Origin of the sequence: Micromonospora sp. NPDC093243 (assembly GCF_044753725.1) — a bacterium.
Classification (GTDB): domain Bacteria; phylum Actinomycetota; class Actinomycetes; order Mycobacteriales; family Micromonosporaceae; genus Micromonospora.
The window spans coordinates 368,345-392,650 of sequence record NZ_JBIVNT010000001.1; the positions used below are offsets into that span (position 1 = coordinate 368,345).

The 24,306-nt window shown below is 75.5% G+C and carries 27 protein-coding genes and 1 riboswitch; of the genes, 20 read left to right on the forward strand and 7 right to left on the reverse strand.

The annotated features are described in order from the left end of the window. Positions 1 to 35 precede the first annotated feature (35 nt). Positions 36 to 197: a hypothetical protein gene (locus tag ACIP9D_RS01755; protein WP_350876384.1), complete on the reverse strand. Its 162-nt coding sequence runs from the start codon at positions 195 to 197 to the stop codon at positions 36 to 38. A gap of 47 nt (positions 198 to 244) precedes the next feature. Continuing rightward, positions 245 to 374, reverse strand: a riboswitch (cobalamin riboswitch). 321 nt (positions 375 to 695) lie between these two features. Between ACIP9D_RS01755 and ACIP9D_RS01760 the strand changes: the two genes are divergently transcribed. Then, on the forward strand, positions 696 to 1,421 hold the full coding sequence (locus ACIP9D_RS01760) for an MBL fold metallo-hydrolase (RefSeq protein ID WP_350876386.1): 726 nt from the start codon (positions 696 to 698) through the stop codon (positions 1,419 to 1,421). Positions 1,422 to 1,440: 19 nt separating this feature from the next. Here the strand turns inward: ACIP9D_RS01760 and ACIP9D_RS01765 are convergent, their stop codons facing one another. Continuing rightward, positions 1,441 to 1,776, reverse strand: a complete 336-nt coding sequence (locus ACIP9D_RS01765) for a hypothetical protein (RefSeq protein ID WP_350876388.1) — start codon at positions 1,774 to 1,776, stop codon at positions 1,441 to 1,443. A gap of 170 nt (positions 1,777 to 1,946) precedes the next feature. On the opposite strand from ACIP9D_RS01765, the gene ACIP9D_RS01770 reads away from it, so the two are divergent. Next, positions 1,947 to 2,609: a hypothetical protein gene (locus ACIP9D_RS01770; RefSeq protein ID WP_350876390.1), complete on the forward strand. Its 663-nt coding sequence runs from the start codon at positions 1,947 to 1,949 to the stop codon at positions 2,607 to 2,609. A gap of 85 nt (positions 2,610 to 2,694) precedes the next feature. On the opposite strand, the gene ACIP9D_RS01775 is transcribed toward ACIP9D_RS01770, so the two are convergent. Together ACIP9D_RS01775 and ACIP9D_RS01780 are read right to left on the reverse strand one after the other, a co-directional pair. Next, complete coding sequence (locus ACIP9D_RS01775; RefSeq protein ID WP_350876392.1) at positions 2,695 to 3,591, reverse strand: aldo/keto reductase; 897 nt, start codon at positions 3,589 to 3,591, stop codon at positions 2,695 to 2,697. A 73-nt stretch (positions 3,592 to 3,664) separates the two neighbouring features. After that, positions 3,665 to 4,897 (reverse strand): MFS transporter, encoded by a 1,233-nt coding sequence (locus ACIP9D_RS01780; RefSeq protein ID WP_350876394.1) that lies wholly within the window; start codon positions 4,895 to 4,897, stop codon positions 3,665 to 3,667. A gap of 149 nt (positions 4,898 to 5,046) precedes the next feature. On the opposite strand from ACIP9D_RS01780, the gene ACIP9D_RS01785 reads away from it, so the two are divergent. After that, the gene (locus ACIP9D_RS01785) at positions 5,047 to 6,036 is read left to right on the forward strand and encodes a LacI family DNA-binding transcriptional regulator (protein WP_350876397.1); all 990 of its coding nucleotides are present in this window, start codon (positions 5,047 to 5,049) and stop codon (positions 6,034 to 6,036) included. Between the two features lie 207 nt (positions 6,037 to 6,243). Further along, entirely contained in the window at positions 6,244 to 6,948 is a 705-nt protein-coding gene (locus ACIP9D_RS01790) for a phospholipase (protein ID WP_350876399.1), read from the forward strand. 19 nt (positions 6,949 to 6,967) lie between these two features. Here ACIP9D_RS01790 and ACIP9D_RS01795 read toward each other — a convergent pair whose 3' ends face one another. Next, positions 6,968 to 8,092 carry an FUSC family protein gene (locus tag ACIP9D_RS01795; protein ID WP_350876401.1) on the reverse strand — a complete coding sequence of 375 codons (1,125 nt, stop codon included), beginning with the start codon at positions 8,090 to 8,092 and terminating at the stop codon, positions 6,968 to 6,970. Positions 8,093 to 8,134: 42 nt separating this feature from the next. Continuing rightward, positions 8,135 to 8,764 carry a TetR/AcrR family transcriptional regulator gene (locus tag ACIP9D_RS01800; RefSeq protein WP_350876403.1) on the reverse strand — a complete coding sequence of 210 codons (630 nt, stop codon included), beginning with the start codon at positions 8,762 to 8,764 and terminating at the stop codon, positions 8,135 to 8,137. Between the two features lie 66 nt (positions 8,765 to 8,830). On the opposite strand from ACIP9D_RS01800, the gene ACIP9D_RS01805 reads away from it, so the two are divergent. Next, on the forward strand, positions 8,831 to 10,003 hold the full coding sequence (locus ACIP9D_RS01805) for an FAD-dependent monooxygenase (RefSeq protein WP_350876405.1): 1,173 nt from the start codon (positions 8,831 to 8,833) through the stop codon (positions 10,001 to 10,003). Between the two features lie 15 nt (positions 10,004 to 10,018). On the opposite strand, the gene ACIP9D_RS01810 is transcribed toward ACIP9D_RS01805, so the two are convergent. Then, positions 10,019 to 10,447 (reverse strand): NUDIX domain-containing protein, encoded by a 429-nt coding sequence (locus ACIP9D_RS01810; RefSeq protein ID WP_350876407.1) that lies wholly within the window; start codon positions 10,445 to 10,447, stop codon positions 10,019 to 10,021. Positions 10,448 to 10,640: 193 nt separating this feature from the next. Between ACIP9D_RS01810 and ACIP9D_RS01815 the strand changes: the two genes are divergently transcribed. From ACIP9D_RS01815 to ACIP9D_RS01885, 15 genes are all read left to right on the forward strand, one after another. Continuing rightward, positions 10,641 to 11,471 carry an LppM family (lipo)protein gene (locus ACIP9D_RS01815; protein WP_400449156.1) on the forward strand — a complete coding sequence of 277 codons (831 nt, stop codon included), beginning with the start codon at positions 10,641 to 10,643 and terminating at the stop codon, positions 11,469 to 11,471. 127 nt (positions 11,472 to 11,598) lie between these two features. Continuing rightward, positions 11,599 to 11,943: a hypothetical protein gene (locus ACIP9D_RS01820; protein ID WP_350876410.1), complete on the forward strand. Its 345-nt coding sequence runs from the start codon at positions 11,599 to 11,601 to the stop codon at positions 11,941 to 11,943. Between the two features lie 12 nt (positions 11,944 to 11,955). After that, positions 11,956 to 12,564: a glycine zipper family protein gene (locus ACIP9D_RS01825; RefSeq protein WP_350876412.1), complete on the forward strand. Its 609-nt coding sequence runs from the start codon at positions 11,956 to 11,958 to the stop codon at positions 12,562 to 12,564. Further along, complete coding sequence (locus ACIP9D_RS01830) at positions 12,561 to 13,259, forward strand: carboxypeptidase-like regulatory domain-containing protein (protein WP_350876413.1); 699 nt, start codon at positions 12,561 to 12,563, stop codon at positions 13,257 to 13,259. The genes ACIP9D_RS01825 and ACIP9D_RS01830 overlap by 4 nt, the downstream gene beginning before the upstream one ends. A 23-nt stretch (positions 13,260 to 13,282) precedes the next feature. After that, a complete protein-coding gene (locus ACIP9D_RS01835; protein ID WP_350876415.1) occupies positions 13,283 to 14,506 on the forward strand; it encodes a phage tail sheath subtilisin-like domain-containing protein in 1,224 nt (407 codons plus the stop codon). A gap of 1 nt (position 14,507) precedes the next feature. Continuing rightward, the gene (locus ACIP9D_RS01840; RefSeq protein WP_350876417.1) at positions 14,508 to 14,990 is read left to right on the forward strand and encodes a phage tail protein; all 483 of its coding nucleotides are present in this window, start codon (positions 14,508 to 14,510) and stop codon (positions 14,988 to 14,990) included. 1,255 nt (positions 14,991 to 16,245) lie between these two features. After that, positions 16,246 to 16,512: a hypothetical protein gene (locus tag ACIP9D_RS01845; protein ID WP_350876418.1), complete on the forward strand. Its 267-nt coding sequence runs from the start codon at positions 16,246 to 16,248 to the stop codon at positions 16,510 to 16,512. Continuing rightward, the gene (locus tag ACIP9D_RS01850) at positions 16,512 to 17,315 is read left to right on the forward strand and encodes a hypothetical protein (RefSeq protein WP_350876420.1); all 804 of its coding nucleotides are present in this window, start codon (positions 16,512 to 16,514) and stop codon (positions 17,313 to 17,315) included. The genes ACIP9D_RS01845 and ACIP9D_RS01850 overlap by 1 nt, the downstream gene beginning before the upstream one ends. Beyond that, positions 17,312 to 18,907 carry a phage baseplate assembly protein V gene (locus tag ACIP9D_RS01855; RefSeq protein ID WP_350876422.1) on the forward strand — a complete coding sequence of 532 codons (1,596 nt, stop codon included), beginning with the start codon at positions 17,312 to 17,314 and terminating at the stop codon, positions 18,905 to 18,907. The genes ACIP9D_RS01850 and ACIP9D_RS01855 overlap by 4 nt, the downstream gene beginning before the upstream one ends. Then, positions 18,907 to 19,245: a hypothetical protein gene (locus ACIP9D_RS01860; protein ID WP_350876424.1), complete on the forward strand. Its 339-nt coding sequence runs from the start codon at positions 18,907 to 18,909 to the stop codon at positions 19,243 to 19,245. The genes ACIP9D_RS01855 and ACIP9D_RS01860 overlap by 1 nt, the downstream gene beginning before the upstream one ends. Continuing rightward, the gene (locus tag ACIP9D_RS01865; protein ID WP_350876426.1) at positions 19,242 to 19,685 is read left to right on the forward strand and encodes a GPW/gp25 family protein; all 444 of its coding nucleotides are present in this window, start codon (positions 19,242 to 19,244) and stop codon (positions 19,683 to 19,685) included. Before ACIP9D_RS01860 ends, ACIP9D_RS01865 begins: the two co-directional genes overlap by 4 nt. After that, on the forward strand, positions 19,685 to 22,411 hold the full coding sequence (locus ACIP9D_RS01870; RefSeq protein ID WP_350876428.1) for a putative baseplate assembly protein: 2,727 nt from the start codon (positions 19,685 to 19,687) through the stop codon (positions 22,409 to 22,411). Before ACIP9D_RS01865 ends, ACIP9D_RS01870 begins: the two co-directional genes overlap by 1 nt. Beyond that, positions 22,392 to 22,907: a phage tail protein gene (locus ACIP9D_RS01875; RefSeq protein ID WP_350876430.1), complete on the forward strand. Its 516-nt coding sequence runs from the start codon at positions 22,392 to 22,394 to the stop codon at positions 22,905 to 22,907. The genes ACIP9D_RS01870 and ACIP9D_RS01875 overlap by 20 nt, the downstream gene beginning before the upstream one ends. Next, positions 22,904 to 23,830 (forward strand): hypothetical protein, encoded by a 927-nt coding sequence (locus tag ACIP9D_RS01880; RefSeq protein ID WP_350876432.1) that lies wholly within the window; start codon positions 22,904 to 22,906, stop codon positions 23,828 to 23,830. The genes ACIP9D_RS01875 and ACIP9D_RS01880 overlap by 4 nt, the downstream gene beginning before the upstream one ends. Beyond that, a complete protein-coding gene (locus tag ACIP9D_RS01885) occupies positions 23,827 to 24,288 on the forward strand; it encodes a hypothetical protein (RefSeq protein WP_350876434.1) in 462 nt (153 codons plus the stop codon). The genes ACIP9D_RS01880 and ACIP9D_RS01885 overlap by 4 nt, the downstream gene beginning before the upstream one ends. Positions 24,289 to 24,306 lie beyond the last annotated feature (18 nt).

Here is a 24,306-nt window from a genome sequence, read left to right on the forward strand (position 1 = left end):
ACGGGCCGGTGTCGCCGGGCGGCGCGGCGCGGAACTCAGCGGGCGGTGCGGCCGGCCGCGGGCTCGGTGGCCCGGCCGGGCGGCAGCGTGCCAACGCGGCTGATCGTGGGTGCGCCGGCGCGGCTCATCGTGGGCGCGTTGGCGCGTCCGGGCCGGTCGCGGCGGATCTCATCGGCGATGCAGACGCGGTGCGTCATCGGGTCCTCCTCGGGTGTCCACGCCCTGGGGCACATCCCGACGGCCGAAGTATCCTGGCTCCCAGATCGACGCTCACCCCCGGCCTTCCAACCGTGCACGCACGGCCGTGACTCACGAGGGGGGATCGCTCCCCGGTGACAGTGGCGGGACCGCGCCGGAATCGCACCGGCTTCCTTCACTGCCGTCAGGCCGCGAATGCTGCCACACCCGTCCACCGCCGGTCAACGCCGTCCGCGACCACGCCGGCCATCGATGGATGGCGATCGACTGAGGGTGCGGACCAGTTCGGACGATGCCCGGGATCAATGCCGCGCGCCCTTTGCTCTGCTTCAGCGGAGGCGACAGTGGCGGCGCCTTTTCGTTGCCTGCGCTGAAGCAGAGCAAAGGCGGCAGGCAGGCGGGGCGGCCGGACGGAATGGCTGGCCGGAGCGCGGGTCCCCGCCCGTCCGGCTACCATCGGGCCGGCCGCCGGGCGACCGCCCAGGGTAGAACGGGGAATGATCGTCATCATCGCCATGCAGTTCCACCATCTCGCCGGCCGGGTCTGGATCTGCCCGGGCGATCCGGACCCGCACGCCGTCCAGGCCGGCGTCGCCGTGGTGGCCGACGAACGCGGCAGTGTGATGATCGACGCGGGCCAGAGCCCGGCACATGCCCGTGAGATCCGCGCCGCGCTGACGGCGGCCGAGTTGCCGCCGCCGCGCTGGCTGGTCTACACCCACCATCACTGGGACCACGTCTGGGGCGCCTGCGCCTGGCCGGAGGTGGAGATCGTCGGCCACGTCGCCGGCGCCGAGCTGCTCCGCGCGGAGGCTGCCCGACCGTGGAGCCACCGCTACCTGCGCGAGCAGGTCCGGGACAATCCGCGACTCGCGCCGAGCTTCCGGGCCCGCGCGTTCGCCGTCGACTCGTGGGAAGACTTCACGGTGCTGCCGCCGACCCGCACCTTCGCCGACACCTGCGACCTACCGGTCGGGGTACGGCTACAGCACGTCGGCGGTGGGCACGCGCCGGACTCGACCGTGGTGCTGGTGCCCGACTCCGGCGTCATGCTGCTCGGCGACTCCTACTACCCACCACCGGCACACCTGCGCCAGCCAGACGACGGTCTCGACCTCGCGCTGGTGAGCCGGCTGCTCGACGACGACTACCACTGGTACGTCTCCAGCCACGGCGAACCGATGACCCTGGAGCAGACCCGGGCGGCCGTCGCCGCCGGCTGATCCACGGCCGGGGGCGCGGTCAGCGGGCTCGCCGCTCCGGATGCGCCCGGTTCCAGACGCGCATCCGCTCCGGGTAGCCGGTGCGGGCAGCCTCGTAGAGCGGGACCGCGCGCCGGCGGGCGATGGCAGCCGCCGCCCGCGGCGAGCCGGTGCGGCGGCGGATCCACTCACCGTCGTGGGCGATCGCCACCACGGTGGTGTCGGTGGCGGTGGTCTCCGGCTCCAGGTAGAACTCCACTCCCTGCCGGCTGGCGACGAACTCCTCCAGCGCGGCGAGATCGTCCCGGGTCGCCTCCCGGTCCAGCTTCGTCGGGGTCCCTTCGGTGCCGCGGGACCGCCGGTTGAACCAGCCCATGCCCGACTCCTCTCCTCGGCCTTCCCCCAGTGCAGCACCGTTTGCTGGAAATCCCCTGCGAGCGGCATGGGAGCGCGCTGACCGCCCGCGCGCCGCACCGGCCGAGCGAGCCGGGACCACCCGGACGGGTCGCGGAGGACGACCCCGGCCGGCCGGGCTAGGGTCAGGCCGTGTCGGGGGCGCGGATGGGGGCGCGAAACAACGCCGAGTGGTGCGACATCGTCTGCGCCAGCCACGGCCTGCCGGGCCGCGTCGACCCGGACGCCTGGTCGGTGCCGCGACGCTCCCCACCCTTTTACCCGGACGCGGTGACCCTGCGCCCCGGCGTGGCCGCCGACGCCCTGCTGGACCGCATCGACGCCGGCCCCGGCGCGTCCGTGAAGGACAGCTTCGCCGACCTCGACCTCGGGCCGTACGGCTTCCGGGTGCTCTTCGCCGCCGAATGGATCCACCGGCCGCCGGGCGCCGCTCCTGCCGTCGCGCCGCTGACCCCGGTCACCTCGGCGCCGGCGCTGACCACCTGGGCCGCCGCGCACGGCGGGGGCGAGCTGTTCCGGCCGCAGCTGCTGGCCGACCCACGGGTGACCGTCCTCGCCCGGTACGCGGCCGACGGCTCGGTGGCCGGCGGCGCGGTGCTCAACCGCAGCGGCGCCGAGACCGGCGTCTCCAACGTCTTCGCCACCGGCGTCGACCTGGCCGAGATCTGGACCGGCGTCTGCGCGGCCCGTCCCGGGGTCCCGCTGGTCGGCTACGAGTCCGGGCCCGACCTCGACCCGGCCCTGCGGATCGGCTTCACCCGCACCGGGCCGCTGCGGATCTGGCTGCGCGACTAGCTGCCCGCCGGCGGGCGTGGACAGCGCCCGCACCGCCCCGACCGGGCGAGCCAGGGCCGGCCGGGGCATGCGTGCGGCGGACCGGTCAGCCGAGGCGGGCCAGGTCGTCGCTGGTGAGCCGGAGCGCGGCAGCGGCGATGTTGGACGTCAGGTGGGCCGGGTCTCCGGTGCCGGGAATGGCCAGCACGTGCGGCCCCTGGTGCAGGGTCCAGGCCAGCCGCACCTGGTGCGCGGTGACGCCGTGGGCGCGGGCCACGGCGAGCACCGCCTCGTTCGACTCGGCCGTCGCGCCCGCCTCCCGGTGCGTACCGGCCAGCGCGAAGAACGGCACGTACGCGATCCCGCGCTCGCCGCAGAGCCGCACGAATGCGTCGTCCTCCCGGTAGGAGTCCACCCCGTACGCGTTCTGCACGCAGACCACCGGGGCGATGTCGCGTACCTCCTCGAGGTGTTCGGGGCGGACGTTGGACAGCCCCAGGTGCCGGATCAGCCCGGCGTCGCGCAGCTCGGCCAGGACCCCGAACCGCTCGGCCAGCGGCGCCGCGGCGGGGCCGCGGTACATCCGCAGATTCACCAGGTCGAGATGGTCCCGGCCGAGCCGGCGCAGGTTCTCCTCGACCTGGGCGCGCAGCTGGGCGGGGGTGCGCGCCTCCTGGAAGCCGGTCGCCGGGTCGTACCCGGGTCCGACCTTCGTGGCGATCACCAACTCCTCGGGGTACGGAGCGAGCGCGGCGCGGATCAGCTCGGTGGCGTACCGGGCCGGCCCGCTGCCGACCCGCAGCGTGCCGCCGGGCGAGACGTAGAACGCGGCGGTGTCGATGTGGTTCACGCCCAGCTCGACCGCCCGTCGTAGCACCGACACGGCGCGTTCGCGGTCCGGGTCGGCGGTGATCCGCATCGAGCCGAAGCCCATCCGGTTGACGGTGCGGTCGCCCAGCGTCCAGGCGCCCGCGGAGGCCGCGGTGATCTCGTCGATTGGCATCCGGCGACCCTAGCCAGCGGCGGTGCGCGGCGCAGTCGGCCGCGCACCCGATACCGCCGGACGCCGATCCGGGTTAGCTTTGTTTCACTGGACGCACCGGGCGCAGCGCGGGCACCAGCGCCAGGGTCGGCACCAGCAGCAGCGGCACCACGAGCAGTGCGTGCAGGGTGCCCACCCGGTCGCCCAGCATCCCGAGCAGCGGCGGGCCGCCGAGGAACGCGGTGTAACCGATCACCGCCACCACGCTGACCCGGGCCGCCGCCTTCTCCTCCTCGTCGGCCGCCGCGCTCATCCCGACCGGGAAGCCGAGCGACGCGCCGAGCCCCCAGAGGGCGACCCCGGCGACGGCCACCGGCCCCGAGCCGGCCAGGATGGCCAGCAGCGCGCCGAGGGTGGCCAGCAGGATCGTGCCGATCAGCACGGGCACCCGTCCCCACCGGTCGAGCGCGACGGTGCCGGCGGTGCGGCCGATGGTCATGCCCAGCACGAAGACGCCGAACACGGCCGCGCCGGCCGCCTCGCTGAGGTCGCGACCGTCGATGAAGGCGACCGCCAGCCAGTCGTTCGCGCTGCCCTCGGTGAACGCCATCACCAGGACCAGCAGGCCGACCAGCAGGGTGCGCGGCTCCCGCCAGGCGGCGAGCAGGTCCCGCCGTCCGCCGGCCGGCGTCGCCGCCGGCCCGGTCGCGGCCGGCGGCAGGAAATGCCGGGCGCCGGCCAGCGTGCCGAGCAGCACCAGCGCCGCGATGGCGGCCAGGTGGGCGTCGACCGGCACGCCGAGCCGGGCCGCCCCGGCGCCGAGGCCTGCCCCGGCCACCGAGCCGAGGCTCCAGGCGGCGTGGAAGCGGGGCATGATCGTACGACCCAGGCGTCGCTCGACGGTCGCGCCCTCGACGTTCATCGCGACGTCGCAGCTGCCGGAGCCATAGCCGAAGGCGAAGAGGCCCACCGCGACGCCGACGGTCGAGCCGGCGAGCCCGGCGGCCAGCCCGGCGATGACCAGTCCGAGCGCGACCAGGCCGGTGGCGAGCATGACCGTGCGGGCCGCGCCGAGCCACTGGCTGAGCAGCCCGGCCGTGGGCATCGCGAGCAGCGCGCCGGCCGACAGGGCCAGCAGCAGCAGGCCGAGCTGCCCGGCGCTGAGCCCCAGCGCCTCGCGGGCCGCCGGCACCCGGGAGAACCAGGTGGCCACGGCCAGCCCGTTGAGGGCGAACACGACAGCGACGGCCGTCCGGGCGGTGCGCACCGCCCGGGGTACGGCCGGCGGGCTCGCCGGGTCGACGGACGATGTGGTGGCGGCGCTCACGCGGGTGGTTCCTCTCCTCGTTACGACTCTCCGCACGATCGCACACCTGAGAGCGCTCTCACGGCAACCCGGCTCCGCCCCTTACCTTTCGTCACACCGACGGGAGATGATGCCCACCAGCACCCGTGGTGGGAGTTGGGGAGGACGTCATGACCGCACCGGCAACGCGACCGGCCACCCTGGAGGACGTCGCCCGGGCCGCCGGCGTCTCGCGCTCGACGGCGTCCCGGGTGATCGCCCGCACCGGCTCCGCCTCGCCGGCCGCGCGCGACCGGGTCGCCGCCGCGGCCGACCAGCTCGGCTACGTGCCCGACCCGGCCGCCCGGGCACTGGTGCGTGGCTCCGGGGTCCGGCTGGCCGTGGCCGTCGTCGGCACCACCGCCGCCGTCCTCGACGATCCCTACCTGGACCGGGTGGTGGCCGCCGCCGCCCGGGTCTGCACCCCGCACGGGCTCGGGGTGACGCTGCACTGGCTGCCCCGGCACGCCCCGCAGACGCTGCGCCGGCTGGCCGCCGACCGGGGGATCCGCGGCATGGTGCTGGTCAACACCACCAAGCCGGTGCTCGACGCGGTGCCCCGGTCGCTACGCGGGCGGGTCGTGTCCATCGGCATCGGCTCGCCCACGGTGCCCGCCTACGACATCGACAACGGCGCCGGCGCGACGCAGGTGCTGCGCCACCTCTACGCCACCGGCCGGCGGCGGATCGCCATGGTCACCGGCCCCCGGTGGCTGATGTGCGCCGGGCGCTCGGTGCGCGCCTACCGCGGGCTGGCCCGCGAGGCCGGGCTGCCGGTGCGCCTGGTGCCCGGCGACTTCACCGCGGCCCGCGGCCGGGAGGCCGCCCGCGAGATCCTGGAGCGCTGGCCGGACACCGACGCGATCTACGCGGCCAGCGACACGACGGCGCTCGGGGTGATCGCCGGCCTGCGGCAGCGCGGGCGTCAGGTGCCCGGCGACATCGCGGTGGCCGGCTTCGACGACATCCCGCTCGCCGAGCTGAGCACCCCCGCGCTGACCACCGCGAGCCACCCGGTCGGGGTGATCGCCGCCGCCGCCACGGAGGCGGTGCTCGAGCCGCGGCCGGCCCCGCCGGTCACTCTCTTCCCTTCCGCCCTGATACCCCGCGACAGCGCCTGATCGGGCCGGCCACTCGGGCCACCGCCGAGCCGCCGGCGCTCGCACCGGCGCGAGCGGCGGGCCCGCGTGACGGTGGTTGACCGGCTGTCGGCGGGCCGGGGTGACGGTGGTTGACCGGTTGTCCGCAGGCCGGGGTGACGGCGGTTAAGCCGCGGTCGGCCGGGTAACCGCCGCGCACACCCCGCCGACAGCGAGGAGCGGTGACCCGTGTCCGAACCCGCGCCGCCGCACCGGGAGCCGGAGGAGCAGTCCCGGCACGGCCGACTCACCGCCCGACCCGCGCCACCGGTCGGCCCGGCCACCGCCGGCCTGGTGCCGATGACCGGTCCCGAGGGTGAGCCGTTCGCCCTGCTGTACGCCCCGGCGCCGGCCGGCGACCAGCCGTACCGGGTGGTGGTGTTGCTGCACGGGGCCGGCGGGTCGGCGCGGCAGGGGCTGGACCTGCTGCTCCCGCTCGCCGACGCGCACCACCTGCTGCTGGTCGCACCGCAGGCCGCCGCGAGCAGCTGGGACATGATCGTGGAGGGGTTCGGGACGGACGTGCGGCGCATCGACTCCCTGCTGACGTCGGTCTACGCCGGCTACCCCGTCCGGGACGTGGTGCTCGGCGGTTTCTCCGACGGCGCGTCGTACGCCCTCTCGCTTGGGCTGACCAACGGTGACCTGGTGGCCGGGGTGGTGGCCTTCTCCCCCGGCTTCGCCGCGCCGCTGGTCACCCACGGCCAGCCGCGGGTCTTCGTCTCGCACGGGGTGGACGACCGGGTGCTGCCGGTGGACGTGTGCAGCCGCCGGCTGGTACCCCGCTTGCACGAACTGGGTTACGACGTGGCCTACCAGGAGTTCACCGGCGGCCACGAGGTCCCCGCGGAGATCCGCGGGGCCGCCGCCGCCTGGCTCGACACCCTGCCCTGAGCGCCAGGGCGGTGCGGGGTCAGACCGGCGGGAGGCCCAGGGACTGGTCGACCCGGCCCAGCACGGCGGCGTCGTCGTCGACGGCGACGCCCCGCAGCAGGTCGATGGCGGTCGCCCGGACCTGCCCGATGATCATGACGAGCGGCAGCGTCCGGCCCGGGGTGAAGAGCCCTCCCGCGGTACGCACCGCGGCCAGCGCCGCCTCGTCGGCCCGCGCGGCGTGCCCGTCGGCGATCTCGTCGCGGCCCTCCAGGTCGGCGGCGAGCGCCTCCCCGGCGGAGCGGACCGCCTCGGCCAGCGAGCGCAGCGCCACCCCGAGGTCGGCGGGCGCCGGCGCCGGCAGCCGGCTCAGGGTCACCCCGGCCCGGGCGAGCACCCGGACGTTGCGTACCGCGTAGTCGATCTGGCGGATCGAGCTGTCCACCGAGCGGAGCCGGCCGATGTGCCGTCGCCGCCGCAGGTTCAGCCACAGCGCCTCCCCGGCGGCGAGCACCCCGTCGCGCAGCCGGTTCACCCGGGCGTCCATCAACCGGGCCTGCTCCAGCGCGGCCACGGCGGCCGGCTCGTCGTGCCGGTCCAGCGCGTCGGCGATGCCGGCGAGCACCCCGGCCAGCTCGTCGAAGGTGCTGCGGACCTCGGCGACCAGCGGGGCCAGCGGTCGCCGGGCGTCGACCAGTTGGCTGGCGGCGAGGGCGACCGTGCCGCCGATCAGGGCGTCGACGAACCGGAACGGCACCAGCGACTCGGTGGGCGGCGCGATCACCACCAGGTAGAGCGCGGAGACCGCCGCCTGCACCAGGCTGACACCGGTCGCGCCGACCGCCGCGGCGAGGGTGACGGTGAGCAGGATGACGGTGAAGACCGTCCAGGTGCTGCCGGGACCGAGCGCCTGGATCACCAGGTCGGCCACGAGCACGCCGCCGGCCACCCCGAGCACCACCTCGACCGCGCGGCGCAGCCGCTGCCCCCGCGCCTGGCCGAGGACGATCAACGCGGCGGCCGGAGCGAAGAAGGGCTCCGGGTGCCCGACCAGCCGGGTGGCGAGCACCCAGGCGACGGTCGCGGCCAGGGTCGCCTCCAGCACCGGTCGCCAGCCGTGCCGCAGCCGGCCGGCGGCGACCCGCGGCCAGCCCCACCGGTTCATCGCCGTCCTCCTCGCCACTGCGTCGCCACAGGTGATCGTCTGCTATCCGCGGGCGAAGGCGTGCAGCAGGGTGCGTACGGCGGCGGTCAGGTCGGCCCGGCTCTCCGGGCTGCCCGGTGCCGGGGCGCTCAGCGCGCCCGCGCCGACCAGCCGGTCGAAGAGCAGCCCGTCGACGAACGCGACGAACTGGTCGCCCTGTCGGCGCGGGTCCGCCGCGCCGGCTCGGGCGAGCAGGTCGCGGGCCTGCTCGCGGAGCAGGGTGCCGGGGGCCAGGATCGACCGCAGCTCCGGGCGGTGCACCGCCTCGATCAGGCAGGCGTACCGGGCAAGGGTGCGGGTGCGCCCGGTGGTGAGCCAGCGGTCCAGCACCTCGGCGATACCGACGGCGAGCTGGTCGAGGTCGGCCGGGCGCAGCGGCGGCCCGGGCACCGCCGGCGGCGGGTCGGTGGGTAGGTCACCGGCAGCCAGGTCGGCCTGGTCGAGGTCGACCAGGCGTCGGACCACGGCCTCGATCAACGCCTGCCGGGTGCGCAGGTAGGCCGACGTGGTGCCGAGCGGCAGGCCGGCCCGGGCGTCGACGGCGCGGTGGGTGAGGGCCCGCATGCCTCCCTCGGCGAGCAGCTCGATGGCCGCGTCGGCCAGCACCGCCACCCGGTTCGTCCGCCCCGTCACACGCCCTCCTCCGCCACCTTCTACGGATGTAGTATGCCTTTCTACAGACGTAGAAGGGTGGTCGACATGGGTGACCCGCACGCGGTGGTGGTCGGTGGCGGGATCGGTGGCCTCGCCGCCGCCCTGGCCCTGCATCGAGGTGGCTGGCGGGTCACGGTCTGCGAACGCGCAGCCGAACCGCGCGAGGTCGGCGCCGGGCTGACCCTGATGGCGAACGCGCTGCGCGGGCTGGACGCGCTCGGGCTCGGCCCGGCGGTGCGCCGGGACGGCCACGCCGAGACGCCGGGCGGGATCCGCACCTCGACCGGGCGCTGGCTCTCCCGCGTCGACGGCGCGCAGATGGCCCGCCTGCTCGGCACCACCGCGCTCGGCATCCACCGGACCACCCTGCACCGCCTGCTGCGCGAGGCGTTGCCGCCCGACGCCCTGCGCACCAGCACCGAGGTGCTCGACGTCGTCACCGGCCCCGCCGACGCCGAGGTCCGCTACCGCCGCGACGGCGCCCCGCAGACGCTCCGCGCCGACCTGGTGGTGGGCGCTGACGGCCTGAACAGCGCGGTGCGCGCCCGGCTGTGGCCGCAGTCACCGCCACCGGCGTACGCCGGCTCGACCGCCTGGCGGGCCGCGATCGAGTGGCCGGCGCCGCTGCCGGCGGCGATCAGCTGGGGACCGGGCGCCGAGTTCGGCATGGTGCCGCTCGGCGACGGCCAGGTCTACTGGTACGGCGCGGTCAACGCGCCGCCCGGCGGACACGCCGCCGACGAGCTGGTGGCCGTCCGGGAGCACTTCGGCGGCTGGCACGAGCCGATCCCGGCGCTACTGGCCGCCACCCCGCCCGGCGCGGTGCTGCGCAACGACATCCTGCACCTGGCCACCCCGCTGCCGTCGTACGTGCGGGGGCGGGTGGCGCTGCTCGGCGACGCCGCGCACGCGATGACGCCCAACCTGGGCCAGGGGGCCTGCCAGGCGATCGAGGACGCGGTGGTGCTCGGCGCGGTGTGCGCCGGCGGGGCCGACGGGGTGCCGGCGGCGCTGGCCGCGTACGACCGGCAGCGCCGGCCGCGCAGCCAGGCGATCGCCCGGGCCGCCCACCGGACCGGCCGCTACGGTCAGCAGCTGCGCAACCCGCTGGCCGTCGCGGCGCGCGACACCCTGCTGCGGCTCACCCCGGCCCGCGCCGCGCTGCGCGGCATGGCCCGCTACGCCGACTGGCAGCCGCCGACCGCCGGCCAGGGGTGACCGGCGGGCGTCGGGTCAGCCGGCGGCCGCCGTGACCAGCCGGGGATACTCGGGCGAGTCGAGGAAGCGGGCCAGCACCTCGGCGGTGCCCGGGGTGTACGGCCGCCCGTCGAGCAGCTCGGCGGCCGGTACGAAGACGATGGCCGCCCCCTCGCCGAGCACCACGTCCCGCTGCCGGGCACGGGTGGGCGCGCAGAAGTAGTGCTTGACCCGGCCCTGCTCCGGCAGTTCCTGCCGGGCGAAGAGCCGCAGCCCCTGCTCGGGCCGCAGGCCGGTCTCCTCCCACAGCTCACGCTCCGCGGCCTGTTCCGCGGTCTCCCCCGCCTCGGCGTGCCCGCCCGGCAGGCCCCACACGTTGGGGTGGTAGGCCGCGTGCCCGTCGCGCAGTTGCAGCAGCAGCTGCCCGTCGGGGTCGACCAACAGGACACACGAGATCACCATCATGGGCGCAGCCTAGTCACGGTCGGCCGCCGACCTCGATCCCTTTGGAGCGGGGCGAGAATGAGCAACCCCTCAGGATATCCATTACGCCGATTCCCGGCTTCAGCCGAACGTGACAACTCCTGGGTAAGATCGGCGACCGGGTTGTGACCGATCACTGACTGCTGACGTGATAGCGATCACACACACTCGTTCCATGAATACGAGATTCAGCCGCGGCAGGACACTCCGCGTCGCGGTGTGTCTCGCCCTGGTGGCCGCACTGAGTGGCTGCATGCAGCTCAATATGGGGCTCACGGTGAACGCCGACGACACCGTCGACGGCCAACTCCTGCTGACCGCGCAGAAGTCCCTGCTCACCGCGCGGAAGATGACCGTCGAGGCCGGCTTCGCCGAGCTGCGCCAGAACATCCCGGCGCTACCGCCGGGCGAGGAGAGCCGCTACGAGGACGCGAAGCTCTACGGATCCCAGATCACCTATCGGAAGACCGCGCTGAGCGTTTTCAACAGCGAGAGCGTGAAGCTGGTCCGCGAGGACGATCTTTATCGCTTCACCCTGCCGCTCGATCCGCAGAAATACGGCGGCAAAGTGGCCGAACAAAACCCGCAGAACCAGCAGGCTTTTCTGCGGTTGATGTCGTTCGAGATTTCGGTGACCTTTCCCGGCCGGGTGCTCGACACCAACGGCACGGTCAACGGGCGCTCGGTCAGCTGGAAGGTCGACGCCAACCAGGAGAAGCCGGCCGAACTGCGTGCGCTCGCCGAAGCGCCGCCCCGCCCGCCGGCCTCGCCGACGGGCGGCACCGACGACGGGAGCGGCTTCCCCTGGCTGCTGGTCGTCGGCGGTGCGGTGATCCTGCTCCTGCTCGCCGTCGTGGTCGTCCTGCTGCTGCGGCGCTCGCGTCCGGCGACACCCGCCTCCGCTGGGCCGACGGTGCCCGGGCAACCGTCCGGCCCCGCGCCACCACCACCCGGCAGCCCGGCCGCACCGGGCGCCACGCCGGCCAACCCGCCGGGCTCCGGCTGAGCGGCCCGCGGCGCCCCCGCCGATCCGGCCCCCGCCCGGTGGCCGGGCCGGCACCGACGACCCGTGCGGGCCGTCGGTACGCATCACCACACCCCGGCACCACCGCACAACCGAAGGGGGGATCGCCGTGAACGATCTCTTCACCTGGGCCGCACTCGGCAGCCTGACCGGCGCGAGCGCCGCGACGCTGCTGGCCACCAACGTCATCGGCGGGTTGATCGGCCCGAGCGGCGACAAGGCACGCAAGTGGATAGCGATCGGCATCGCGCTCGTCCTGTCCTACCTCACGGCGGCGTTCGCCACCGACGCCGGGGCCGAGAAGTGGATCATCGCGTTCTTCAACGGGCTGGTCATCTTCTCCGCCGCCCTCGGCATCAACCAGCTCCCGCCCGGCAACCGGCAGCCGACGCAGGCGTCGCCGACGCAGGTGGCGCAGGGCCGCGAGCCGCGCATCATCCGGTCCTGGGTCTGAGGGGGCGCGGTCATGGTCTTCGGAATCGTCAGCGCGGCGGTGCACGTACTGCTCGGTGCGGCGTTCGGCGTGTGGGCCGGCGGACCGATCGGGCTGCTGATCGGCGCCGTCGTGGGCCTGCTGGTCGGCGCGCCCTTCGGTTGGGCGGTGGCCGCCGCCCGGGTGTACGGCCCGGACGCCCGGGGTGTCTTCCTCTTCGTGGTCGACCACACCTGGAGCCTGCTCAACACGGCGGTCGGGGCCGTCTACCTGGCCGCGCACCTGGTCTTCGGGCACTCGCTGGACCGGGCCACCTCGCAGCACAGCTGCCGGGTCAACGTGGTGCAGGGCGTCTCACCGCGTTACGCCACCACGATCGGCACGGTCTGCGCCGGCTCGGGGCCCGGCATCCAGCGCCACGAGGACGTGCACATCTTCCAGGCCCGGCTGCTCGGTCCGCTCTACATCCCGCTGGTGCTGGCGAACTACGTGCTCTTCACCATCGCGCCGGTGTGGCTGCTCTACCACGACCACAGCAACGCGCCGATCAACCGGTTCACCCGCTACTTCGAGATCGGCGTCTACCCGCACGTGTGGAACGAGGCCATCGCCTACCGGATCCAGGGAACCCCGCCGCGATGAGCACCGACGGGCGCGGACCGATCGAGGCGGCCACCGCCGAACTGGCCGCCTGGCTGGCCACGGCGGCGGGGCAACCCGTCCCGATCGGCCCGCCCCGGCCGGCCGACGACGCCGGCGTACTGACCCTCTGGCCGCTGGAGCTGCGGGCGTCCCGGCAGACCCGCAGCAGCGGCGCGGTCCGCGAGCCGTACCGGTTCACGGTCCGCCACCTGCTCTGGGCCGGCGGCCCGGCCGGCCTGCCGGCGCTGGACCGGGTGCTCACCGCGGCGACCAACGGCGGCGAGTACGCGGTGCTGCTGGAAGCAGGCGACCCCCGGCTCTGGACGGCGTTCGGCGCGGGCCCCCGCCCGGCGCTGCTGATCGACGTGCCAGCGCAGATCACAGACCCGACGCCGGCCGCGCCGCCGGTGCTGCGCACACTGCGGCTGCGGCAGCTGGGGCAGCTCAGCTTCACCGGTCGGGTGGTCGGCAAGGAGGACCAACCGTTGGCCGCGATGCGGGTCGAGGTGCCGGGCACGGCGTACGTCACGTCCACCGACGCCGGCGGCCGGTTCCGGGTCGTCGGCGTCCCGCACGACCCGCGGCGCCCCGGCCCGGTGCTGCTGCGGCTGACCGGCCGGGGGCAGGTGCTCACCGCCGAGGTCGACCCCGCCGAGCCCGACATCGTCATCGTCTGCGCGCCACCGCCCCGCTGACCCGACCCGCACCAGGAGGACCGATGCCCAGCTACTTCTCCCCCGGCATCTACGTCGAGGAGGTGCCCAGCGGCGCCCGCCCGATCGGACCGGCCGGCACCAGCACCGCCGCCTTCGTCGGCGTCGCCCCCGACCGGGGCGCGCACCTGGGCAAGGCGTTGCCGGTCAACAACTGGTCGGACTTCCTGCGGCTCTACGCCGACGGGGAGCAGTTGGAGAGCACCCCGCTGGCCCGGGCGGTCTTCGGCTTCCTGGACAACGGCGGCACCCGGTGCTGGGTGGTCAACGTCGGCGACGGTGGCGCGGTCACCGGCACCGGGCAGCGCCGCGGCGGCCTGCAACTGTTGGAGGCGGTCGACGAGATCTCCATCGTCGCCGCCCCCGGTTTCCACGACCCGGTCTCCCACGACGCGCTGCTCAGCATGGCCGAGCGGCTGCGCACGATGGTCGCCATCTGCGACCCGGCCCCGGACGTCGAGGACGTCTCGGCGCTGACCCGGGTCGCCACCCCGCCGCCGGGCAAGCCACCGAAGCCGGCGGAGGGATCGGGTGGCGGCGGCTCCGTTGAGGCGGGCCCGGCGGCGTACCGGCCGCGGCAGTCCGAGTTCGGCGCCTTCTACTACCCGTGGCTGCGGGTCCGCGATCCGCTCGACGGGGAGCTGGTGCTCACCCCGCCGAGCGGGCACATGGCCGGCATCTGGGCCCGCACCGACGCGCTGCGCGGTGTGCACAAGGCGCCGGCCAACGAGCCGGTACGCGGCGCGGTCGACCTGGCGTACCTGGTCACCCGGCCGGAGCACGACGTGCTGAACCCCAAGGGCGTCAACGTGATCCGCTACTTCGCCGGCGAGGGGATCCGGGTCTGGGGCGCCCGTACCCTCGCCGCGGAGGCCAGCGAGTGGCGCTACCTGAACGTGCGGCGGCTCTCCATCGCCATCGAGCAGGCCATTGCCAACGGCACCCGGTGGATGGTGTTCGAGCCGAACGACTTCTCGCTCTGGCGCTCGATCCGCCGCGACATCGGCGCCTTCCTGACCCGGGTGTGGCGCGACGGCGCGCTGCTGGGCCGTACCGCCGAGGAGGCGTTCTTCGTCAAGTGCGACGAGGAGACCAACCCGCCGGAGGTGCGCGACGCCGGGATGGTGGTGGCGCACATCGGCGTCGCGGTGGTGAAGCCCGCGGAGTTCGTGGTGTTCAAGCTGAGCCAGTGGGCCGGCGGCACCGAGACCGAGACGATCGGAGGCTGACATGCCGACCACGGCCACCCCGCAACCGGGCGCCCCGGTCGACCCGTACCGGGCGTACAACTTCCGGCTGCTGGTCAACGGTGTGACCAATGGACACTTCACCGAGATCAGCGGCCTGGAGATGAACATCCCGGGCGTGCCGTACCGGGAACACGGCACGGACCGGATCCGGATGGTGCCGGGCCAGGTGGAGTACGAGCCGGTGACCCTGCACTTCGGGCTGACCCCGTCCCGGGAGCTCTGGGACTGGGTGCACGCGGTGGCGAAGGGCGTGGTGAGCCGGCGCAACGTCTCGATCGTCCTGCTCGACGCGGCCGGCACCGCCGAGGTGCTGCGCTGGAACCTGATCAACGCCTGGCCGACCGGGTGGCGCGGTGCCGCGCTGAACACGCTCGGCCAGGAGATCGCCATCGCCACGCTGACCCTGCGGTACGAGGGTCTGGACCTGGAGACCGGCGGTGCCGCCGCGCCGACGCCCGCGTAGTTGGCTGGCCAGCCGGCTACGGTCCGTCGCGGGAACGGCCCAGCGCCTGGCCGGGCTGGTCGAGCCCGCTGACGCGGGCCGGCCCGCTCCGTCGGTGGTGGACCCGTCGGCGGTGGGGGTGCCGGAGCCGTCGGCGGAACCCCTGCGCCGGCCGGGCCAGCCGCCCGAGCACTGGCTGCGGCTGGTCGCCGCGCACGCCCCCGGCCTGCTCGACGGTCTGCCGATCGATCCCGGCACCGACCCGAGTCACCGCCACGAGGGCGGGCTGACGGCCGCCGGCACGAACACCGCGACGGGGTTCCCGGCTGACCGACGGCGCGGTGAGCCTGCCGTCCGCCCGGCGGTGCCATCCGATGGCGCTCCGAACTGGACATCGACCGCCCGTGCCGGCACTCGGGGCACCGGTGTCGGCGCTGGCGCTCGTGACGGCAGCGGTGCCGGCGGTGGCGCTGGTGACGGCAGCCGTGGCGACGGCTCGGCGGGCGCTCTTCGCTCCGGCCCAGGCGGTCCTGGCGCGGATTGGCTCGGACCCGACGCCGACGCCGCGTGGCGCGCCGATCCAGGTCACGACGCCGCCGGGCCGACGCCGCACCCGGGCGGTGCCCAGGCCCGCCCATCATCCGGGCCGGGCAGCGTGCGGGGCGCGGTGGAAACGCACACCGCCGACTCGCGCGGTTGGTGCGGCGAGGCCGCGAGCACCGTCGGCGGACGCGTCGGCTCCCGCGACGCGGACGGTGTCGACAGCGGAGCGGAAGCGCTGCCGCGACCCGGCGCCACCCCGGTGACGACTGGCGTCTCCCCCACCACCACCGACCCGGCACCGGCCGGCGACCACCCCCGTTCCGCGTCCTTCGCTCTGCTTCAGCGGAGGCAACGCCCGGCGTCCGATAACCGGACGTCCGGTGTTGCCGGGAGTGAAGCAGAGCAAAGGAGCCGGCGGGGTACCCGGGCCGGCGCTCCGGCCACCCGGCCGCTCGCCGTCGCGGCGCCTCCGCCCGTCGTCGCCGGGCCCCCGCCCACCGTCGCGGCTCCCCCTTTCGCCGTCGCCACGCCATCTCCCACCGTCGGCCCGCTGCCGTTCGGTGCGGGAGGGCCGACGGCCGGCTGGCCGGCGCGCAGCGATAGGCCGCCGACCCGCTCCGCAGCTACGTCCGGCACGCACGGCGATCCCCGCCAGCACGCCGTACCGCAGTCCACGCCCGGCGCCGTGCCGACGGCCTGGCCCGGCGCCGGCGTGCCCTCGTGGCCGGGTGCCGTGCCACCCAGACGGCACGGTGGCGGTGCCCCGGAGTACGGCCGGCCGGCACCGGACGTGGCGGCGGACCGGCGCTGGCCCGCGCTGCCCGACCCGGGCGGCGCCGGCGAGGCGGGCCAGACGGCTGCGGGTGCCGGCCGACGCGGCGCCGCGCCGGGCGGCCCGTGGCCGGCCTTGCCGGACGACCGGCCGCTCTGGACCACCCCCGGCGACGTGCCGGACGCGGCGCACCTGCGCTGGCTGGAGCGGGAACAGGCGGGTGGCTGATGGAGCGGGTCGCGTTCCTCATCGACGCCACCGGCGCCCGGGTGGACTGTCTGCTCAACCCGGAGACGGTGCAGGTCACCCGGCTCGCCGGGGTACGGCACCGGGCCGCCGCCGGCGGCCAGCTCACCGGCGCGGGCCTGGCCGACGACCCGCTGGTCTTCACCGGCGGCGGCCGCACCGAACTGGTGCTGGACCTGCTCTTCGACGTCGACTTCGTCGAGGCGCAGGTCCGTCCCGAGGACGTCCGGACGCTCACCCGGCCACTGTGGATGCTCGCGGAGAACTCGGCCGCCGAACACGGTTGGCTGCGACCTCCGCTGGTCCGGCTGGTCTGGGGCAAGACCTGGAACGTGCCCGGTGTGATCGTCGCGGTGGCGGAACGGTTCGACGCGTTCACCGGCACCGGTTCGCCGCGCCGGTCCTGGCTGCGGCTGAAGCTGATCCGGGTGGCCGAGAGCGCCGACCAGGCGCAGGCCGGCTTCGCGGAGGAGCTGGCCGCGGCGAGCACCCCGACCGCCCCGCCGGGCGGTGCGGTGGTGGCCGCCGGGGACGGCGGCGCGGCGCCCGGCTACTCGGGGGTCCGGTTCGACCTGCTGGCCAACGACGCGCTCGGTTCGCCGCTGCGCTGGCGGCTGCTCGCCGAGCACAACCGGATCACCGATCCGATGAGCGTGCCGGCCGGCGCCGCGCTGGCCGTACCGCCGCTGGCCGGCCTGACCGAACTGGCCGGCCTGTCGCCGACGGACCCGGCGACCGGCGCGGCGACCGGGAGCGCTCCGGTCGCACCGGGCGGTGCCCGGTGACCGCCGTCGCGCCACGGGCGCTGGCGGTACGCCTCGACGGCGTACCGCTGCCCGAGCCGGTCCTGAGCCGGCTCCGGTCGGTACGGGTCTCCGCCCGGCTGGACCAGCCCACCCAGTGCGAGGTGGCGGTGGCCACCGACCCGGGCACCGGTGCGCTCGCCGGATGGGCGCGTACCGGGGCGGGACTGGACGTGCGGCTGGTCGACCGGCCGGAGGCGCTCTTCACCGGCGAAGTGACCTGCGTCGAGGTCGAGTACGCCGCGGACGGCTCGGCGTTGCTGCGGATCCGGGGGTACGACGCACTGCACCGGCTGCGCAAGCGGCAGCAGCTGCGGGTGTTCGAGTCGGTCAGCACCGCCGACCTGGCCCGTGAGCTGTGCGGTGCGGTCGGGCTGAGCGTCGACGCGGATGCCGACGGTCCGGTGCTGGAGCGACTGCTGCAGCACCGGCACAGCGACCTGGAACTGCTCACCGAGGTGGCCGTCCGGGCCGGGCTGCACCTGGCCGCCGACGGCGACCGGGTCCGCCTGGTCACCCTCGCCGGCTACGGCGAGCCGGTCGGCTTGCAGCTGGGCCGGGAGGTGCACGGCCTGCGGGTCGCCGTCAACCTGGACGCCGCCGCTGGCGGGAGCACGGCGCTGGGCTGGCACCCGCAACGCGCCGAGCCGATCAGCCAGCGGGCGGACGAGGCGCGCTGCGGGCGCCCGGCCGACCGGCGGCCGGATCCGGCGGACGTGGGCGCGGACGGGGTACGGACCGCGGTCGACCAGCCCGGCCGCAGCGACGACGAGCTGGCCGCGATCGCCCAGGCCCGGCTGGACGCCCGGACCGCCGCCCTGGTCACCGCCGAGGGGGTGGCCGAAGGCGATCCGGCGCTGCGGCCCGGCCGGCGGATCACCCTGGGCGGTGTGGCCGAGCCGGTCGCCGGGGCGTACGTGCTCACCGAGGTGGTGCACACGGTCGACGGCGACGGTCACCTGACCCGGTTCGGCACCGCCCCGCCGCCGGCCCGGCCGGCCGGGGCGGGCGGCACCGCCGCGGTCACCCTCGGCACGGTCACCGACGTGGCCGATCCCGACGGGCTCGGCCGGGTCCGGGTGACCCTGCCGGCGTACGGGGAGCTGGACGTCGGCTGGCTCGCCGTGCTCTGCCCGGGCGCCGGGCGGGGCAAGGGCATCGTGGCGCTGCCCGACCCGCAGGACACCGTGCTGGTCGCGCTGCCCGGTGGGGAGCCGACGGCCGGCATCGTGCTCGGCTCCCTCTTCGGCGCCGTCGCGCCGTACGACGCGGGCATCGACGACGGGCGGTCTCGCCGCTGGTCGGTGCGGACCGGTTCGGGGCAGTCGATCGTGGTCGACGACGCCGGCCGGAGCCTGCGCCTGGCCACCGACGGCGGCAGCTGGCTGGAGCTCACCCCCGACCTGGTCACCCTGCACGCCGCGGCCGACCTGGTGCTCTCCGCGCCGGGCCGGGCCATGGTGGTCCGCGCCCGCAGCGTGGACTTCCTGCACGCCGAGGCGGCCGAGGACGCGGCGACCGCCGCCCGGCAGGCCCGCGCCCTCGCCCGCGCCCACCAGGACGGAGGCGGCTGATGCGCTGGATCCATCGCGACTCGGTCATCACCTGCGATCACGACGGCCGGGTCGGCAACCGGCCCTCCCAGCACTGGGTCACGGTCACCGGCGTGCCCGTGCTGGTCGACGACGACCCGGAGGGGCGGGAGATCACCGCCTGCCCGAACTACGGACCGACGGTGAAGCCGTGCGCGAAGACGCTACGGGTGCGGGTCGGCTACAGCGACTGGCTGCGCGTCGGCGGCCGGCGGGTGGTGCTGTCGAACCTGGACGGGCTGACCGACGGCACCCCACCCGGCCTGGTCCACCACAGGGTGCGCGATCCGCGCCAGGCGTTCCTGGCGGCGGACCGGTGAGGGCCTTCCGGTTCGTCGGCGCCGGGTTCGACGCGGGTCGCACCGGCGGGCTGGCGCTCACCGCGGCCGGCGGGCTGGCCATGACCGAGGGCGACGAAACGGTCCGCCAGGCGCTCTTCCTGCTGCTGTCGACCACCCCCGGCGAGCGGTTGATGCGACCCGGGTACGGCTCCCGGCTGCACCGGTTGGTCTTCGCCCCGAACGACGACACCACCGCGGGGCTGGCCATCCACTACGTACGCCAGGCCATCGCCCGGTGGGAGCCGCGGGTCGAGGTGATCGACGTGGACGCCGGCCCGGACCTCGACGACCCGTGGCGGTTGGTGATCCGCCTCGACTACCGGGTCCGGGCCAGCCTGGCGCCCGGACAGCTGGTCTTCTCCGTCGACCTGCTGCCGGCCGACGAGCCGGACCCCGAGCCCGCGCAGGGAGGCCAGTGATGACGCTGCCCGTACCCCACCTGGACGACCGCGGCTTCCTCGACCTGGTCACCGAGGCCCGGGAGCGGATCCAGCAGTCCTGCCCGGGCTGGACGGACCTCTCCGCGCACGACCCGGGTATGGCGCTGGTCGAGGCGTTCGCGCACCTCACCGAGGTGATGATCTATCGGCTGAACCAGCTGCCGGAGAAGGCGTACGTCTCGTTTCTGAACCTGCTCGGGGTGGCCCGGCACGCGCCCTCGGTGGCCTGGGCCGACGTGGAGTTCACCCGGACCGGCTCGGAGCGTGGCCCGGTGCGGATCCCGGCCGGCACCCGGGTCGCCGCCGCCCGGGGCGCCGACCCGCGGCCAGTCGTCTTCGTCAGCACCGAACCGGCGTTGCTGCCGGCCGGGGAGTCCGCGGTGACGGTCCGGATGCACCACTGCGAGCCGGTCGAGGCGGAGTTGCTCGGCACCGGCACCGGCCAGCCCGGCCAGGTGCTGCGCGCCGCCCGCGCGCCGCTGGCGCGTACCGCCGAGCCGCTGGACCTGCTGCTCGGGGTGGAGGTGCCGGCCGGCTCGGTGGAGCTGGGCGCGGCGGCCCGGGAGCACGACGGGCGGACCTTCGAGATCTGGCGTGCGGTGGACAGCTTCGCCGGCGTCGGTCCGCAGGCCAAGGTGTACCGGGTGGACCGCTGCTCCGGCACGGTCACCTTCGCCCCCGCGCTGGACCTGCGCGCCCCGACCGACGAGCCGGCCGGCCCGACCACCGCCGAGCCCAGCCCTGCCGACGCCCAGCCCGACCCGCCCGACGTCGGACCGGGATCCGGGCGGCCGGCGCCGGACGGGCCGGTCACGGTGGCGGCGGTGCCGCCGGCCGGGCGGCAGGTCCGGCTCTGGTACCGGGCTGGTGGCGGGCCGGCCGGCAACGTGGCGGCCGGGACGCTGACCAGCCTGCGCGACCCGCTGCCGGGGGTACGGGTGGCGAACCCGGCCCCGGCCGCCGGCGGGCGGGAGATGGAGACGTTGGAGTCGGCGCTGCTGCGCGGGCCGTACGAGTTCTTCGCCCAGCAGCGGGCGGTCACCGCCCGGGACTTCGAGGTGCTCGCCACCGGCTCCGGCGCGGTGGCCCGGTCGCGCGCCTTCACCCGCTCCGCGGTCTACAGCTTCGCCCGCCCGGGTGAGGTGGAGGTGGTGCTGGTGCCGTACGTGCCGGCCGCGGCCCGGCCGGGCGGGCGGCTGCCGGTGGCGGTGCTGCGCGAGCACGAGGTCACCGAGGCGCGCGACCGGGTGGCGGCGGACCTGGAGCGACGCCGGGCGCTGGGCACCAGTTGCCGGGCGAGCTGGGCCCGCTACAAGCCGGTCTCCATCCAGGCCCGGGTGGTGGTCCGCCGGGAGGAGGACGCCGACGCGGTCCGCCGACGCATCCACGACCGGCTGCACCAGACGCTGAGCCCGCTGCCGACCGGGCTCAACCCGACCGGGTGGGCGTTCGGCGAGCCGCTGCGGGCGTCCAACGTGTACCGGTTGCTGGAGCACGCCGAGCCGGGAGTGCGCTACGTCGAGTCGGTCCGGTTCGTGGTGGACGAGGCGCCCGACGCCGAGGTGCGCGCCCTGGCCGTGGACCAGTACCAGCCCCGGACCTGGTACGCCGGGCGGGGTGCGGTGGTGTTCCGCTCCACCAACGCCGGGGCCGGTTGGGAGCCGGCCGGCCGCTTCGAGGGTGAGACGGTGCTGCGGGTGGCGCCCGCCCCGGCCCCGGTACGGCCCGGTGTGGTGCCCCGCCCCGGCTCGGTGGCCGTGGTGACGCTGCGGGCGTCCGGCGGTTCGCGGGTGCACCTGAGCACCGACCTCGGCGAGACCTGGTCGCTGCTGACCGACCTGGACGCCCGGATCTCCGACCTGGCCTGGATCGACCGGGACGGCGCGGGCGCACTGCTGGTCGCCACCGACGCCGGGCTCTATGAGGTCTCCCTGCTGCCCGGCTCGGTGCCGTTGCAGATCCTGGTCGACCCGGCCGACGCCGACCGGGGCTTCTACGCGGTGCGCGCCTTCGTCTCCGAGCGCGGCGTGCCGGGGGTGGCGGTGGCGGCGCAGGCCGGCTTCGGGGTCTACCTCTCCACCGCCGGGGGCCGGCCGGGCAGCTTCGCCCACGTCGGGCTGGCCAATGTGGACAACCGGGTGCTCGCCGTGCAGTACGACGGGCCGGCCACCCTGCTGTGGAGCGGGGCGGGCGAGCCGGACCCGAAGAAGCCCGGGCAGGGCTGCCACCGCACCCGGCTCTTCGAGTCGGACGTGCAGTGGCAGTCCGTGCAGGCCGGCTGGATCGGCGGCACCTGCCGCGACCTGGCCTTCGCCGGCCCGCTGGCGTTGGCCGCCACGCAGAGCGGCGGCGTGCTGCGGCTGGACACCCTGGCCGCCCAGCCGCAGTGGATCTCCGTGTCGGTGAACTGCGGCCTGCCGCTGCGGGACCGCACCCGGTTCGTGCCGGTCGACGCGGTCGCGGCGGCCACCGGCGCGAGCGCCGCCGGCGGGCCGGCCGGTGGCCCGGGCACGGCCGGCGGGACCGAGCGCCTGATCCTGGCCGGCGGCGAACGTGGCGTGCACCGCAGCGCGGACGCCGTCAACTGGACGGCCAGCGCCAACCAGGCCACCGCCGACGTGGTCACCGTTCCGGACACCTGGCTGCTCTGCTCCGGCGAGCACGACATCGAGGTGGTGCGGCAGGATGCGTCGAGCGGCGATTGAGCGGCTGCTGCCCGCGGCCTACCAGCGGGCCTGCGTGCCCGGCAGCGTGCTCTGGGCGCTGCTGGAGGTCATGGAGGCGCTGCACGCCCCGGACGAGGCGATCCTGGCCGAGGTGGACGCGCTCTTCGACCCGTACCGGGCGCCGGACGGCTTGGTCGCCCACCTCACCCGCTGGGTGGCGATGGACCACGTGGTGGCCTCGCCCCGGCCGGACGCCCCGCTGCCGCTGCCGGTGGGCCGGCTGCGCGACCTGGTGGCGCACGGCGCGCTGCTGGCCCGCTGGCGGGGCACCCCGTACGGCATGCGAAGAGCTCTCGAGGTAGCTACCGGGTTGAGTGGTTTCGCCTTGGACGAACCGGCCAACCGGCCGTTCCACGTCGTGGTCAGGGTGCCGGCGCTCGCGGCCGGGCAACTCGCCGTGATCACCCGCATCGTCGAGGCGGAGAAGCCCGCGTCGACCACCGTCGAGATCGTCGTCGCAGAGGAGTCGCCATGACCACCGAGTGGGCGGTCGTCGCCGCCGCCGAGCAGTTCACCCTGGACCCCCGCAACACCGGTGAGCTGACCTTCACCGTCTCCAATCCGGGTGCGGCGCCGGACACGGTCGTGTTCGACGTGGCACCCGGCGAGGGCTCGCAGCGCGCCTGGTTCACCGTGACCGAGCCACAGCGGGTGGTGCCGGGGCAGGGCTCGGTCTCGTTCCTGGTCCGGCTCACCGTGCCGGCCGGCACCCCGCCGCGCCGCTACGACATGACCGGGTTCGCGTACTCGGCGAACACCGCGCCGGAGGAGAGTTCCCGCTCCAGCGGCCGGGTCACCTACGAGGTACGGGCGCTCGCCGCGCCGAGGCGGACGCCGTGGCCGTGGATCGCCGCCGCGGCGGCGCTGGTGCTGCTGGTCGGCGTGGTGGTGACGGTGCTGCTGACCCGGGACGGCGCGCCGCCGGCGGAGGCCCGCGTGGTCACCGTCGAGGCGGAGAGCCTGGTGTCGGCGGCGGTGGTGGAGTCGCCACGGGGCAGCGCGGCCGCCGTGGTGGAGCAGGGCAACTGCTGCGGGGTGACCTGGTCCGGCGACAAGCAGCTCTTCTTCCAGGGGCGGGCGATCGGCGACCAGGTGAGCGTGACGGTGCAGATCCCGGCGGAGGGCACGTGGCGCTTCGCCACCGTACGCACCACCTCGTTCGACTACGCCAACACGGTCTTCGCCATCGACGGCACCCAGGTGGGTGGGGCGTTCCTCGGCTTCACCCCGACGGTCGTGCGCACCGACTGGATCGACGTCGGAACGGTCCGGCTCACCCAGGGCCCGCACCGGGTCAGCCTGGTGGTGGTCGGCAAGACGCAGGGCACCGACCGGTACTTCGCCGGGGTGGACGCCATCCGGTTCACCGAGGTCGTCCCGCTGGCCCAGCGGCGATGAGCGGCCGGCAGAAGGCGCTGCTGGCGGCGTTCGGCGTCCTGCTGGTGGCGCTCTTCGTGGTCGCGGTCGGCACCGGCCGCGACGACCGGGGAAATCCCGCCGCGCCGTCCGGCCTGGTCGACCGGTTGTCCGGGGTGGGCGGAGAGCGGTCCGCGGTGGACCCGGCGGCGGTGACCGGGGCGTGCGCGAGCGGGGACGGCCGGCTGCTCTTCACCGGCGGCTGTGTGCTGCACGTCGCCGACCCGGGCGGGTTGCGGACGCTGGTGCTCCGCAGCAACGCGGCCTTCGCGGTCGCCGCGCCGGCGCCCGGGGAGGCCGAGTTCACCGTCCGCGACGAGGTCGAGCCGGATGCGGACGGCACCGGCGCGGTCGCCACGATCGCCGTCGACCGGGCCGTCGACGTGGTGTTGAGCTGTCCCGGTGTCGGCGGCTGCGCGGTCACCGTCGCCCCGTCCTGAGCCGGCGAGGAGGCCGCC

Coding starts and splice junctions, on each gene's coding strand:
- ACIP9D_RS01755 (WP_350876384.1), bottom strand. CDS start 197: ATGACGCACCGCGTCTGCATCGCCGATGAGATCCGCCGCGACCGGCCC.
- ACIP9D_RS01760 (WP_350876386.1), top strand. CDS start 696: ATGATCGTCATCATCGCCATGCAGTTCCACCATCTCGCCGGCCGGGTC.
- ACIP9D_RS01765 (WP_350876388.1), bottom strand. CDS start 1,776: ATGGGCTGGTTCAACCGGCGGTCCCGCGGCACCGAAGGGACCCCGACG.
- ACIP9D_RS01775 (WP_350876392.1), bottom strand. CDS start 3,591: ATGCCAATCGACGAGATCACCGCGGCCTCCGCGGGCGCCTGGACGCTG.
- ACIP9D_RS01785 (WP_350876397.1), top strand. CDS start 5,047: ATGACCGCACCGGCAACGCGACCGGCCACCCTGGAGGACGTCGCCCGG.
- ACIP9D_RS01795 (WP_350876401.1), bottom strand. CDS start 8,092: ATGAACCGGTGGGGCTGGCCGCGGGTCGCCGCCGGCCGGCTGCGGCAC.
- ACIP9D_RS01805 (WP_350876405.1), top strand. CDS start 8,831: ATGGGTGACCCGCACGCGGTGGTGGTCGGTGGCGGGATCGGTGGCCTC.
- ACIP9D_RS01810 (WP_350876407.1), bottom strand. CDS start 10,447: ATGATGGTGATCTCGTGTGTCCTGTTGGTCGACCCCGACGGGCAGCTG.
- ACIP9D_RS01815 (WP_400449156.1), top strand. CDS start 10,641: ATGAATACGAGATTCAGCCGCGGCAGGACACTCCGCGTCGCGGTGTGT.
- ACIP9D_RS01825 (WP_350876412.1), top strand. CDS start 11,956: ATGGTCTTCGGAATCGTCAGCGCGGCGGTGCACGTACTGCTCGGTGCG.
- ACIP9D_RS01830 (WP_350876413.1), top strand. CDS start 12,561: ATGAGCACCGACGGGCGCGGACCGATCGAGGCGGCCACCGCCGAACTG.
- ACIP9D_RS01835 (WP_350876415.1), top strand. CDS start 13,283: ATGCCCAGCTACTTCTCCCCCGGCATCTACGTCGAGGAGGTGCCCAGC.
- ACIP9D_RS01840 (WP_350876417.1), top strand. CDS start 14,508: ATGCCGACCACGGCCACCCCGCAACCGGGCGCCCCGGTCGACCCGTAC.
- ACIP9D_RS01850 (WP_350876420.1), top strand. CDS start 16,512: ATGGAGCGGGTCGCGTTCCTCATCGACGCCACCGGCGCCCGGGTGGAC.
- ACIP9D_RS01860 (WP_350876424.1), top strand. CDS start 18,907: ATGCGCTGGATCCATCGCGACTCGGTCATCACCTGCGATCACGACGGC.
- ACIP9D_RS01870 (WP_350876428.1), top strand. CDS start 19,685: ATGACGCTGCCCGTACCCCACCTGGACGACCGCGGCTTCCTCGACCTG.
- ACIP9D_RS01875 (WP_350876430.1), top strand. CDS start 22,392: ATGCGTCGAGCGGCGATTGAGCGGCTGCTGCCCGCGGCCTACCAGCGG.
- ACIP9D_RS01880 (WP_350876432.1), top strand. CDS start 22,904: ATGACCACCGAGTGGGCGGTCGTCGCCGCCGCCGAGCAGTTCACCCTG.
- ACIP9D_RS01885 (WP_350876434.1), top strand. CDS start 23,827: ATGAGCGGCCGGCAGAAGGCGCTGCTGGCGGCGTTCGGCGTCCTGCTG.